At 70.4% G+C, this 13,360-nt stretch carries 10 protein-coding genes; 2 read left to right on the forward strand and 8 right to left on the reverse strand.

Annotation, left to right across the window (positions count from 1 at the left end; all coding sequences use genetic code 11):
* A partial coding sequence (locus JWN97_RS05835; RefSeq protein ID WP_297619751.1) for a S1 RNA-binding domain-containing protein occupies positions 1–827 on the reverse strand: 827 nt, incomplete at its 3' end.
* Between the two features lie 241 nt (positions 828–1,068).
* On the reverse strand, positions 1,069–1,959 hold the full coding sequence (locus JWN97_RS05840) for a phosphotransferase (protein ID WP_297619754.1): 891 nt from the start codon (positions 1,957–1,959) through the stop codon (positions 1,069–1,071).
* A 180-nt stretch (positions 1,960–2,139) separates the two neighbouring features.
* Here JWN97_RS05840 and JWN97_RS05845 point away from each other — a divergent pair, with 180 nt between their 5' ends.
* Together JWN97_RS05845 and JWN97_RS05850 are read left to right on the forward strand one after the other, a co-directional pair.
* Entirely contained in the window at positions 2,140–4,671 is a 2,532-nt protein-coding gene (locus tag JWN97_RS05845) for an Ig-like domain-containing protein (protein ID WP_297619757.1), read from the forward strand.
* A 68-nt stretch (positions 4,672–4,739) separates the two neighbouring features.
* Complete coding sequence (locus JWN97_RS05850; RefSeq protein ID WP_297619760.1) at positions 4,740–5,561, forward strand: class I SAM-dependent methyltransferase; 822 nt, start codon at positions 4,740–4,742, stop codon at positions 5,559–5,561.
* Here the strand turns inward: JWN97_RS05850 and JWN97_RS05855 are convergent.
* The 6 genes from JWN97_RS05855 to JWN97_RS05880 all read right to left on the reverse strand — a co-directional run bounded on the left by JWN97_RS05855 (position 5,496) and on the right by JWN97_RS05880 (position 13,313).
* Positions 5,496–7,748, reverse strand: coding sequence for a transglutaminase-like domain-containing protein (locus tag JWN97_RS05855; protein ID WP_297619763.1), 2,253 nt, complete (start codon positions 7,746–7,748; stop codon positions 5,496–5,498). The two genes, JWN97_RS05850 and JWN97_RS05855, sit on opposite strands and share 66 nt — an antisense overlap.
* Positions 7,745–8,893 carry a DUF58 domain-containing protein gene (locus JWN97_RS05860; protein WP_297619766.1) on the reverse strand — a complete coding sequence of 383 codons (1,149 nt, stop codon included), beginning with the start codon at positions 8,891–8,893 and terminating at the stop codon, positions 7,745–7,747. The genes JWN97_RS05855 and JWN97_RS05860 overlap by 4 nt, the downstream gene beginning before the upstream one ends.
* 62 nt (positions 8,894–8,955) lie before the next feature.
* On the reverse strand, positions 8,956–9,933 hold the full coding sequence (locus tag JWN97_RS05865; RefSeq protein ID WP_297619769.1) for a MoxR family ATPase: 978 nt from the start codon (positions 9,931–9,933) through the stop codon (positions 8,956–8,958).
* Positions 9,934–10,031: 98 nt separating this feature from the next.
* Positions 10,032–11,219: a hypothetical protein gene (locus tag JWN97_RS05870; RefSeq protein ID WP_297619772.1), complete on the reverse strand. Its 1,188-nt coding sequence runs from the start codon at positions 11,217–11,219 to the stop codon at positions 10,032–10,034.
* Positions 11,216–12,496, reverse strand: a complete 1,281-nt coding sequence (locus tag JWN97_RS05875) for an acyltransferase (protein ID WP_297619775.1) — start codon at positions 12,494–12,496, stop codon at positions 11,216–11,218. Before JWN97_RS05875 ends, JWN97_RS05870 begins: the two co-directional genes overlap by 4 nt.
* Positions 12,414–13,313 (reverse strand): DUF3068 domain-containing protein, encoded by a 900-nt coding sequence (locus tag JWN97_RS05880; protein ID WP_297619777.1) that lies wholly within the window; start codon positions 13,311–13,313, stop codon positions 12,414–12,416. The genes JWN97_RS05875 and JWN97_RS05880 overlap by 83 nt, the downstream gene beginning before the upstream one ends.
* Between the last annotated feature and the right edge of the window lie 47 nt (positions 13,314–13,360).

Consider the following 13,360-nt stretch of genomic DNA (forward strand, 5'->3'; position numbering starts at 1 on the left):
CGCTCGCGGTCCATGTCGACGTCGAGGACCTCGACGGTGACCTCGTCGCCCACGGCGACGACCTCGGACGGGTGGTCGATGTGCTTCCACGACAACTCGGAGACGTGGACGAGACCGTCGACGCCGCCGAGGTCCACGAACGCACCGAAGTTGACGATCGAGGAGACGACACCCTTGCGGATCTGGCCCTTCTGGAGCTGGGTCAAGAAGCCGTGGCGTACCTCGGACTGGGTCTGCTCGAGCCAGGCACGGCGCGACAGGACCACGTTGTTGCGGTTCTTGTCGAGCTCGATGATCTTCGCCTCGAGCGTCTGGCCGACGTAGGGCTGCAGGTCGCGGACGCGACGCATCTCCACGAGGGACGCCGGCAGGAAGCCGCGCAGGCCGATGTCGAGGATGAGGCCGCCCTTGACGACCTCGATGACGGTGCCCTCGACGACGCCGTCCTCCTCCTTGACCTGCTCGATCGTGCCCCAGGCCCGCTCGTACTGAGCGCGCTTCTTGGACAGGATCAGACGGCCTTCCTTGTCCTCCTTCTGGAGGACGAGAGCCTCGACCTTGTCGCCCACGGAAACGACCTCGTTGGGGTCGACGTCGTGCTTGATCGACAGCTCGCGCGAGGGGATGACGCCCTCGGTCTTGTAGCCGATGTCGAGGAGGACCTCGTCGCGGTCCACCTTGACGATGGTGCCCTCGACGATGTCGCCGTCGTTGAAGTACTTGATGGTCGCGTCAATGGCCGCGAGGAAGTCCTCTTCGGACCCGATGTCGTTGATCGCCACCTGGGGGGCGTCGTAGTCCGGAAGAGTGGAGAGGGTGCTCGTCATAAGGGAGGAGGTTCCTTGGATGGATGGAGTTGTGCGGACGCGCGTGAGGAGTCTGTTTCACTGGTCCCGTCGGTGACGAGTCACTGAGGAGGACACGGCGAGCCGGGTTTCGCTCGGTATGGAAGCCGGGCAGACGACTGGCGCAACACCCAAGCCTACGCGCGTACGTCGGCCGGCGTCCAACCGGGGAGGCCGCTCGCTCCACGCTCGCGGCACGCTCAGCGCCGCGCTCGCATGCGGCTCATTCCCGAGGCGGCCACGCGTGGAGATCCCCACTGTCGGCGATCGCCCTCAGCAGCGCGTCGGCGCGGTCGGCCACCGGGTTGGCGCCGGCGCGTGCCGCGAGGTCCACCAGCGCCCAGAGGTCGGCGGCGCGGGCACCGTCGAGCAGGGCGCCGACGCTCCCGCCGCGCAGCGAGGTCCAGGCCTCGAGCACCGCCTCGACGTACGCCGGGTGGCGCTCGAAGCGCAGCAGGTTGCCCACGTCGGTCCACGGGTGCCCGGCGTGCGCGAACTCCCAGTCCAGGACCGCGGTCAGCTCGAGGGACTCCGGGTCGACGAGCACGTTCTTGGGGTTGAGGTCGCTGTGGACCACACAGGTGCGGGTCATGCCGTCCATGAGGTCCTGCGCCGTCTCGGCGACCTCGACGAGCCGGTCCCGGTCGCGGGCCGACCAGGCCCCGAGGCGGGTCTGCACCCACTCGGCCAGGTCAGTGCCGGGGAACTGACCCACAGCGAGGTCCACGTCGACGAACGGCCCCGGGCGCAGCATCGGCATGCCTGCCAGCGTCCCGGCGGCGTGGCCCATGGCCCGACCGAAGCGGCGCTGCCCCGCCTCGTCGAGGCCGGCCACGACCTCGTCACCCCGCTGTCCCGGCATCCAGGACGTCACCAGCAGCCCGGGCTGGCCGGACGGCGCGTCCTCCCGGCGTACGTCGACGACCTCGGGCACCGGGAGCAGGCCGCGGACGAGCCGCAGCACCGCGGCGTCGACGTCGGGGGCGGCCGGCCCACGGGCATCGCCCGGCGGGTAGATCCGGAGCACGGTCCGCTCACCGGCCACCTCGCCGACGAACGTGCGACCCGAGTGGCCGCCGGCCAACGGGGTCAGGGGGGACTGGATCTCGCTCACCCGGCGATGGTGGCACGCGCCCTCTCTTCGAACGATCTTCGACGAACCTAGGGCGGGTCTCACCCCTCCGAGGGGGAATTGTGATAACTCTATGCGGTTTTTTCGTTGATCGCTGTACATAAGTCGTAACCGCGCCGTGGATAACACCAGATCCGCGGGCGGCAACCACAGGGGAGAGACATGAACAGACCTGCCCATTGCCGGGTGCTCAACCGGTTCACCACCTCGACGGTCGCGCTGGCGGTGGTCGTGCCGGGCTCGCTCCTGGGGCTGACCCAGGCACCGGCAGCGGCCGCGCCACTCCCGGCGGCGTACGCCGCCTCGGCGAACGCGGACATCGTCGACCTTGATGCGCAGGTGCTCGGCCAGGGCTCGCTCGCGAACGCCGTGATCGGGCACAGCGCGAGCACCGTCACGAGCACCGCTGGGGGCGGGACCTCCGGCGCCGACTCCTCCAACCTCGACGCCACGCTCGTGTTCGGTGGCGTGCCGATCCCGGTCGACCGGGAGACGGTCACCGCTCCCCCGACCGCCGATCCCCCCTCCCGGGCCCTGGCACACCTCCCGATCGACGTCCTGGCCGACGTCGGGGCAGTCACCGGGGACGTGCAGGCAGCGTGGGCGGGCAGCAACGCCTGCGTGCCGCCGACCGGCGGTGAGCGCATCCTCTCCGACGCGCGCACGACCCTCGCCGGGGTCAGCCTGCTCGACGTCCCTCCCGTGGGCACCCTTGCGGAGGTCACCGCGTCGGAGATCCGCACCCGGACGGCCCTGGTCGACGTCGGCGCCGGCTCCGACGTCGTCTCCCGGGCCACCACGACGGTGGGCGACATCGACCTCCTGGGCGGCCAGGTGACGGTCGACGTCACCCACCCGGTCGTCCTCCAGGCACGGTCCAACGGCACGACCGGGAGCGCGGGCTTCGTGAGCCCGCCCGCCATCACCGCCACTGTTGCTGGCACGCCGGTGGACATCCCGCTCAACGCGACCCCGCAGAGCATCGCCCTCCCGGACGAGCTGGCACCGCTGGTCGACCTGACCATCACCGCCTTCAACCCGACCGACCAGTCCTCCGGGGCGACCGGCAAGGGCACGCTCGACGCCCTCCTGCGCATCGACCTGAAGGTCCTCAGCCTGGTCCCGCTGACACCGCCCGTCGCGCAGGTGTCGCTCGCCGTGGCCCCCATGTCGGTCGAGGCCAGCGCTCCCGCCGGTGGCGTGGAGTGCGGCGCCGGTGACACGACTGCCCCGGCGGTCCCGGTCGTCACGACCCCCGCCGCCGGCTCGGTGACCAACGACGCGACGCCGACCTTCGAGGGCACGGCCGAGCCGGGCTCCACGGTCGTCGTCCGCGACCCCTCCGGCGCCGAGGTGTGCACCGGCGTGGCCGACACCGACGGCGCGTGGACCTGCACCCCGGGCTCCCCGCTCCCCGACGGTGAGGCCACCTACACGGCCACCGCCACGGACGGAGGGGGCAACACCTCTCCGGCGACCAGCACCACGTTCACCGTCGACACGACCGCACCCGCGGTCACGATCTTCACCCCGGCCGACGGAGCGGCGACGACCGACCTGTCGCCGGAGGTCACGGGAGTCAGCGAGGCGGGTGCCTCCATCACCGTGCGCGAGGGTGGACTGACCGTCTGCACGACCACCGCCTCGGGCTCGGGCGCCTGGTCCTGCACCCCGACGACGCCGTTGACGGTGGGGCAGCACACCTTCACCGCCACGGCGCAGGACGCAGCCGGCAACGCGGCCGACACCGCGACCACCTTCTCGGTCGTGATCATCGCTGGCGGCGACGCCGTCGCACCGGCTGCTCCGGACATCGCGACGCCCACCAGCGGCTCGTCGACAGACGACACCACGCCGCGCATCGCCGGCACCGGCGAGACCGGCGCCACGGTCACCGTCCGTGAGGGTTCCACGGTGCTCTGCACCGCGGTCGTCGGCGGCGGCGGGTCGTGGTCCTGCACCCCGGCCGTGGCCCTCCCGCTCGGAGCTCACACCGTGACTGCGACGCAGACCGACGCCTCCGGCAACACCAGCCCCTCGGACACGACGACGTTCAGCGTCGTGGCCGGACCGGGGAACGGCGACGGCGACGGCGACGGCCTGCCCGACCGTCAGGAGGGCACGATCGGCACGAACCCCGCCAACCCCGACACGGACGGGGACGGCCTCACCGACGGCGACGAGGTCCACGTCCACGGCACGCAGCCGACGGTGAAGGACACCGACAAGGACGGCCTGACCGACGGCCAGGAGGTCGGGGGCGTCAAGATCCGCGAGCGCTTCGAGGTCTGCGGCAAGAAGGCCCGCACGTCGATCACGGTGACGACCAACCCGCTGCGCAAGGACACCGACAAGGACGGTCTGAGCGACGGCGAGGAGGTCAAGGGCTACACGATCAAGCAGCACGTGTTGACCCGCGCCGGCACCTTCGTCATCGGCAGGACTCGTTCGAACCCGACGAAGAAGGACACTGACCGCGACGGCCTCGAGGACAAGGTCGAGAAGACCGGCAAGGCCAACAAGCGGTTCGGCAGGGCGAAGACCGACCCCAGCAAGTGCGACACCGACCAGGGAGGCATCTCCGACGGTGCCGAGGTCCGGGCCCGGTCCAACCCGTCCGACGTGAAGTCCGGCCCGCGCCGCCCGCAGGGTCGCGCGAACGCCAGCGACCGACTGCCCCACGGGATGGGCTGACGCCCCTCGAGGTGCCGGTGCACCGGGCAGGAAGCTGCCCGGTGCACCGGCACCATTACGCTCCGAGGGTGGAGGATCACCTGCCGCAGTCCGTGCGAGTCGAACGGCGCCCCGTCTCCGAGCGCGAGTCACGTCGGGCCAACGGGCCCGACTGGGACCGCTACGCCGACGAGTACCAGGCCACCCACGGGGCATTCCTCGGAGATGCCGGCTTCGTCTGGGGCCCCGAGGGCCACACCGAGGACGAGCTCCAGGTCCTCGGCGACGTCGCGGGCCTCGACGTGCTCGAGGTCGGCAGCGGCGCCGGCCAGTGCTCGCGCTGGGTGCGTGGCAGGGGTGGACGGGGCTTCGGCCTGGACCTCTCCCACCGCCAGCTCCAGCACTCGCTCCGCCTCGACGAGGAGACCGGGGTGCCCGTCCCGTCCGTGCGCGGCACCGCCACCGACCTTCCCTTCGCCGACGCGAGCTTCGACGTCGTCTTCTGCTCCTTCGGCGCGCTGCAGTTCATCGCCGACATCGAGGACGCCGTGTCGGAGGTGACCCGGGTGCTGCGCCCCGGTGGTCGCTTCGCCTTCTCGATCACCCACCCCACCCGGTGGATGTTCCCCGACGACCCGGGTGATGCCGGCCTGACCGCCACCCAGTCCTACTGGGACCGCACCCCCTACGTCGAGGTCGACGACGCCTCCGGCGTGGTGTCGTACGTCGAGCACCACCGCACGCTGGGCGACTGGGTGCGCCTCCTGGCGGGCCACGGGTTCATGCTCGACGACCTGGTCGAACCGGAGTGGCCCGAGGACCACGACCGCGTGTGGGGCGGCTGGTCACGCACCCGCGGGATGCTCACGCCGGGCACCGCGATCTTCGCCGCGCACCTGGCTGACGCCTGATCCCGCTCCCGACCTGTGCCGCGCCCATCCGGCGAGCAACGAGGCCGGATTGAAGAGCGCCCACCACTGGTGGCGACGGTCGGCCTGCGCGATCAGGCCGCCGTGCAGGTCGAGGCACGCGTCCCAGAACGTACGTCCCTCCTCGGCGTCGCCGGCTCCGGGTGCGAACACGGCGGCATCGGCCTGCCTGGCGAGGTCGAGCCCCGCGCCCAGCTGCCGGGCCTGGGCGACCCGCCCCCACGAGTCGGGAACCGGGGTCCCCCGGTCGCGGGCGGCGTCCAGCACCTCCTGCCAGCCGTTGACGTAGGGCCCCGACCAGCCCCCCGCTGACCTCCGACGGCGGCGGCGCGCGACCTTCGCCACGGGCACGGCGAGCCAGAACAGCAGCGCGAGGCCGAGAAGCGCCGAAACCGCGAGCCCCATCGTGCGCCACGGGTGGGACTCCTTCTCGAGGACGATGTCCGGGGACAGCTCGATGTCCGCGCCCTTCGGGATCTTGACCCTGACCTTCTCGCCGTCGCCGTCTCCGAGCGCGCCGGCCACCCACGCGGAGGCCCCGAACCGTTCGTCGGCCTCGTCCTCAGCCTGGCTGTGGACACCGGTGTATCGCTCCGGGTCGAGCGCGCGCCAGGACCCGTCGGCCAGCTGCAGCTCGACCCACGAGAACACGTCGGTCTGCAGCACGATGCCGCGCTGGCCCGCACGCGCGCCGACCACGACCCGCGCCGGCACCCCGAGCCGGGAAGCGCCCAGGGCTGTCACCGCGGAGTACTGGAAGGGAGTGGCGACGATGCGATCGGCCCCCAAGAGGCGCAGCCCCAGGTCGATCGGCTCCTGCGACGACGGGCCCGTCAGCCGGACCGCGCCGTTGAGCCGGAGGTAGCGCGCCAGCAGCAGCACCCGCTGCATTGGCGCGAGCTCGGTCCGGTCGAAGGGCACGAGGAACTGGTCGAGAAAGGCACCCTCGGGCTGGCGCTGGCCGTCGGTGGCCTCTTGCGCGGCGTCCTGGCCGGAGAGCCCTTCGGGGGCGAGCACCGTGGTGAGCGTGTAGTCGTCGCGCGGGTCGACGCCGCCCACCACTACGGCGCTGGAGGTGGCCTGGTTGTAGCGGATGTCCTTCAGCTGGGTGCGGCCGTCCCTGTAGTCGAGGGAGATGCTCGTCAGCTCGCCCAGGGTCGGAAGCCACTCGCTGGCGTAGGCCGGCCGGATCCTGACCCTGAGACTGATCTCCGGCCCCGGACGCAGCGGATCGATCGTCCGGCCCACGCGCCGGAACGTGCCTGCTGCACCGGCTCCGGGAGACTCGTCGGCTGGCACCCAGGCCTCACCGTCGTAGAGGTCAAGGGCGCCGAAGCGCATCCTGGCACCGAGCGGTGCACCGGTCACCCGAAACAGCTCCTGACGGCCGCCCGCCGGTGGAACGATCGAGTCCGCGGCGTTGGTGGCCGTGCCCTCATCAGCCGCCGGGTCGAGTCGCGTGCGGTCTGTCTGGTCGTTGTCCGGCACCAGGACGCTCACTAGTCCCGAGACCGCAGCGACGACCGCCACGGCTGCCAGGGTGCTCACCAGGCCGGAGCGCTGCCCACCGACCAGCGACTCGGCTCGGCGGGCGCGGGCTGCCGCCCAGGTCACGAGCACTACTGCCAGGACGACGCCACGAAGGATGTAGTGGTCAGGGACAAGCACTGCGACCGGAATCGTGGCCGCCATGGCCGCCACCAGGGGAACTGCGGGCGCAAGGGGCCGAGTCGTCGACAGGGCGAGCCAGGCCGCCGGCAGGGCAGCGGCGTACCCGATGGAGTAGGGCAGAAGCATGAGCGTGCCGGAGGCCTCCACGGGTGGCAGCGTGCTCACGAAGAGCCGAGGCGCCGCGAACGTGTCCCCCAGCACCTGGTTCATCGTCTCGAAGGTCGGCACCACCCAGGGACCCGGGCGGTGCAGGGCCGCAAGCGCGCCGACTGGCGCGTAGGCGAGAAGGGCGACGAGCGTGTAGATCCACACCCCGTCCTGCATCTTCCTCGTCAGCCGAGCGACGGCGAGCAGCAGGAGAACCGGCACGAGTCCCGCGAGGAGGTAGTCCCGCGACCAGAAGCTCTCGTCGAGCAGCGTCAACACCATCGCGACCGTCCCGACGACCACGAGAGCATCAGCGACGGCGACCGCATCCTGCCTGCCCTGGCCGCTCACCGCAGTCCCCTCGCCATCAGCTCGCGCAGGTGCGAGAGATCAGGCACCGTCAGCTCGCGGAACCTCGGTGAGTCGGCAAGGCTCGCCTCGCTCTCGCTGTCGGCACGTACGACGATCCAGGTGGCGCCCTGGTCGAACCGACGGGCGACGGCGTCGAGCTCGACCACGTCACGCTCAGGCCCGGTCACCTGCACCACGAGACCGGTGCCGGAGACTGCGCTCGCCGCGTCGTCGGACTGGACGAGGTAGTCGTCCTCGACCTGCGCCTCGAAGCGGCACGCGATGTCGGTCAAGGCTGTCGCGTTACGCCCCCGTGCGAGGTGCGACCCGCAGCGGAGGTAGGTGTCGAAGTCGTCGCGCACCGCACGGAGCGCGATGGAGGCCGCCACAGACACGGCAAGCTCGAAGTCTCTGAGTCGGCGGTAGGACGAGCGACGACCGTCCAGGAGGATGGTGACGTGGCCGCGCCTGGTCTCGTGATACTGCCGCACCAAGAGCTCGCCCGCCTTGGCCGACGAACGCCAGTGGACGTGCCGCAGGTCGTCGCCCTGTACGTACTCCCGCAGCGCGTGGAACGCCAGGTCGCTCATCGACAGCTGCTTGCTGGTGGCACCGTCGAGGTCGTTCGTGAGCCCGCCCGCGAAGAGGGACAGATCAGTCACGCGCGGCGCGACGAACAGCTCAAGGCCGGTCGCGGTGTCGAAACGTCGGCTGACCAGGCCCACCGGATCGGTCTTCTCGTACGACACGGGGCCGACGGGGTGCACGCCGCGAGGCATCGCGGGCAACAGGAACGACTCGGTGTGGTGGGCGAACGGGGCGAGGAACGGCAACCTGATGCTGACGTCGCGATGTCCCACCGCAACGGTGATCTTGGGGAAGAGCATCGGCACCGCTCCCGCCTGCACATGAACGGTCGCGGTCGCGGTCGTGCCCCCCTCGACCAACCGACTGGGGCGCAACCCCACGTCGGCCATAGGTGTCCCGGGCAGCACCTGCCACAGCAACCCCACCAGGAGCAGTCCGAACGCGACCACGCCGAGCTGCACGAACTCGTGCCAGTTGAGCCAGACCGCGACGCTGGTCACAGCGGACGCCAGCACCAGGAGACTGCGGCCCAGCGGGGTCAGAACTCGTAGGGGCATGGACGCCAGCCGTCTCCCCCGGGTCAGGCGCCCGCCGCGGACCGACGGTGGGCGGCGGGAGCTCACGCCCGGTCTCGGGGCACCGGGACCTGCGCCAGCAGGTCAGAGATGACCGCCTCAGGAGTGGCCCCGCCGAACGCCGCGCCCGAGGACATGATCAGCCGATGTCCGAGGACCGGCTGCGCGAGAGTCGCGACGTCCTCCGGCACGACGTGCGCACGGCCGTCGGCCAGCGCCCACGCCTTGGCCGCTCTCATCCAGGCGAGGGCGCCACGCGTGGACAGACCGATACGTACGTCAGGGACATCGCGGGAGGCCTCGGTCAGCTGTCGTACGTAGCTGATGATGGCGCGGTCGACGTGCACCATGTCGGCCAGCTGGGCCATCTGGATGATCTCGGCCGCACCGATGACCGGGGCGAGCCCGGCAGCGCGGTCGCGTACACGCGACGCGGCGAGCAGCTCCTCGGTCGACGTCGCGTCCGGGTGACCCACGCTCGTGCGCATCAGGAACCGGTCCAGCTGGGCCTCGGGCAGCTGATAGGTGCCGGCCTGCTCGATCGGGTTCTGGGTGGCGATCACCATGAAGGGACGTCCGACGTCGTGCGCCTGGCCGTCGACCGTGACGTGTCCCTCTTCCATCACCTCGAGCAGCGCCGACTGCGTCTTGGGCGACGCGCGGTTGATCTCGTCGGCGAGCACCACGCTGTGGAAGATCGGCCCGGCGTGGAAGGAGAACTCGCCGTGCGCCTGGTCGTAGACGGTGACGCCTGTCACGTCGGAGGGCAGCAGGTCAGGAGTGAACTGGATGCGGGCGAACGAGCAGTCGAGCGACTTCGCGAGGGCGCGCGCCAGCATGGTCTTCCCGGTGCCGGGGAGGTCCTCCACAAGCAGGTGACCACCGGAGATCAGGCAGGTCAATGCCAGTCGTACGACGTGCCTCTTACCGAGCACGGCCGACTCGACGTTGTGCACGACCCTCTCGAAGGAATCGGCGTACCACCGGACGTCGTCGGGGTGGACGGTCGCAATGTCAGCCATGCGCTGGGGAACTGCCTCTCGAAGTCAGGTCTCGTGGGGAAGGAGGAGCATCGGCGGGACAACCTGGTGGTCCACCGCCTGCGCGCGAACTCATCGCGTCAACCGGCACCCCGTCCCCCGATCTCGTCGTCTCCGGACCGCGAGGGGCGGGCTCTCCGGCCGTCCCTCACCTCGGCGTCTGCTTCTGCCACCACACGGCGCCAGGTGTCGGCCAGCGACGTGAGGCCGATGGGCCCCTGGGGCAAGCGGACACGCCCGGCGACCGACCGCGCCACTCGGACGACGATGGCCAGCACGATGAGCAGGACGATGACGCGCAGGACCCAGTGCATCTCGGTCCGCCGGCCGATGATCACCGCTGCCGGCGTGGTGCACACCAAGACGGGGGCCCACATCGGCGCGAGCAGCTCGACCCCCCTCGACCGCATCGCGTGCTCGAGGATCCAGTCTCCAACGTCGACACCCGGGTCGAGAAGGGCGAAGCTCGCGAGCAGGGCGGTCACGGGGAGCTGCAGCACGAGCTGCTGCTCGGTGGAGACGAACCCGGAGGCGAGGACCGCGCCGACGATCACCACCAACGCCGCGTTCGATGCCGACGGGCCGACCCGGCGGCCCGAGCCCACGGCGCAGGCAACCGCCACCCCCAGGAAGAAGGCGTCCGAGCGAGCGAAGGTGTCCAGGAGGAGGACGTAGGGATCCTGCGCCCCGACCACGCGTACACGCAGAGCGACGACCACCACTGCGGCCAGGACTGCTGCCCACCCAAGCACGACTCGGTTCCAGCGGCTGGGGAGCACCACGACGGCCGCGGCCACCAGCACCAGCAGCTGCGCAGCGATGCTGAGCAGCGCGAGCCCCAGGAGCTCGGCCGGGATCGCCAACATGTTGTCGGTGATCCAGAAGTTCCACCGGAACGTCAACACCGAGGACCACACTCCCCCCGTGAGATTGGAGGGCGGCGCGAGCGTGTCGAGCGTGCGCGCGACCATCACCGCTCCGAGCACCACCACCTGCAGGATCCACAGCGGGGCGAGGATGCTCACCAGGGTGAAGAGCGGTGCCGTACGCCCCGCGCCCCTGGCCGTGAGCAGGGCCGTCGTCGCGACGAACGCCAGGCCGGTGAGGACCAGCGTGCCGCCAACAGCACTGCTGTGGAAGAACGCGTCGAGCGGAACGGTCCAGGCGATGCGATCCGGCTCCACCAACCGCGGGACCTCGCCGAGAGCGACCAGGACCGCTCCGGCGACCAGCACGAGACGTGCGACAGGCGTGCTGGCCGACGTCATGCCGCTCCCCCGTCGGGGCGCGGGACCTGACGCCGGAACAACGGGTGGGTGGCCAGCAGGTGACGCGTCGGTTGCTCCAGCACGCGCTCGAGGACGACGACGAGGACGGCGACCACAAAGAACGACAGTGCCGCGCCGACCCACCACGGCCGCTCACCGACATGGCGGGCTACCACGAAGAAGACGGGCAGGTGCCAGAAGTAGATGGTGAGCGAGTTGCGGCCCAGCCACGTGAGGGGTGCGACCGCAAGCCCTCGCGACACCACCGAGGGCGTGGTCTGCAACCAGATCGCCACCACGACCAGACCGATGAACAGCTGGTACACGAGCGACCACGGTCCGAGATAGGAGAAGGGCGGCAGCTCCTGGATCGCGAGCTGGCATGCCAGGGCGCCCAGTGCGCCGATGGTCAGCGGCCACGACCAGCGCCGGAAGCGGCTGAGCAGCGGCAACGCCAGTGCGAGCAGCACACCCCAGAACAGTCCGTCCGACCGCGTCGTGGTGAGGATCGACGCCAGCACCCAGCCGTACTCGTCGAACACCTCGACCCGGTGCAGGTAGACCACGGAGATCAGCCCCACCAGCACCAGCGCCCCGACGATCCTGCGCCGCGCGAAGGCCAGGACGAAGAGCGGGAGGACCGGGTAGCACTGCTGCTGGACCGATAGGTACCAGAGATGTCCCACGTCTGCCCGCACCGGCGTCGCGTGGTCGAGAGGAAGCAGGTTGAGCGTGAACGTGAGCACGTGCCCCAGGTTCTGCACCAGTCCCTGCATGGATCCCGGTGCCGTGGGGTCGAGCAACTGGACGAGCACGAGGGCTGTTGCGAGGAGCACGAGCTGCACACCCAGTCGCACCAGCCGGCGCAGGAGGAACCGCGCAGGGTCCATCGTCCCGCGCGCCGACTCGCGGAGAAGGCCGAGCGTCACGATGAAGGCTCCGACGACGAAGAACACGATGACCGCGCCGCCGCCGAGGAGCCCTCTCAGGACCGGCACGCCGTACGGCCCCTGCTCGCCGACGACCAGCGTCGGCCAGAGGACGGTCCCGGCATGACCAAGCACGACGAGCACGATGGCAAGCCCTCGCAGGCCGTCGAGTGCCGCGTTGCGCGACGCCCGCGCCCCGTCGGGACGCGTCGAACGGGCCGGCTCCGCAGTATGCGGAGCCGGCCCGTCAACGAGCGGATGCTGCTCAGGCAGGGCTGCTGCTCCTTCGGCGATGCGCCAGGAGGAGGAGGCCGAGGCCGACCAGCAGGGCGGGGATGCCGACCGCATACCCGATGATCGGCACGGTGCCGGTGACCAGCTCGAGGCTGGACGCGTTGCTCTTGGACTCCTCGACATTCTTGGCGACCTGCTCATCGGTGAACGCCAGGTCGAGCACGATGGCAGGGTTGCCGTCACTGTCGAGACGCTCTTGGTGGTCGACCTGGTTGATGATGCTGCCAGTCATGGGCTCGATGAAGAGCTCCTTCTCAGCGTCGAGCGTCCCGGGCACGCCCGCCGACAGCTCGATCGGGGTGCCCGACTGCTCGACCCGGTACACGTAGACCTCGAGGCCGTCGATGGACTCGGTACGGTCGAACTCGGCGTCCACCGCCTCGCCAGCGAGGCCGTCCCAGACGGGGTAGGTCTCCTTCTGCGCCCCGAAGGGCCACTTGTTGACGAGGCCAGTCTTCTCGTCGGCGCTCGGCGGGAGGTACTGCGGCTCGTTGAGAGCCATTGCGGTGACCCGGTCCGTGGCGAAGTCGTCGGTGCTCGCGGAGACCAAGCGGTCCTGCGGGTCGTTCGCCGACACGCAGGTGTCGATGTCGCCCTCGTCCTTGACCAAGCAGCTGGAGTTGGCGAAGACGACCACGTCACCGTCCGAGCGCTCCGAGTCGGCGTGGGTCACGCTGAACGCCTTCACCGGCGACTCCTCGAGCCCACCGCTCCCGTCCGACAACTGCACGGTCCCGGACAACAACGTCGTGCTGTCGACGTCGATCGGGGTCTTCTCCAGCCGGGGCTCCGCGTAGAACTGCGCGAGAACTCCCACCGTGAGCAGGAACGCGCCCAGCAGCGCTAGAACCGACCCGATAATTCTCTGCACGAGAAGCCCTCCCAGGGTGCCACGGACATAATCGGGGGAACTGTAGC

Origin of the sequence: Nocardioides sp. (genome assembly GCF_025965415.1) — a bacterium.
Taxonomy (GTDB): Bacteria; Actinomycetota; Actinomycetes; order Propionibacteriales; family Nocardioidaceae; genus Nocardioides.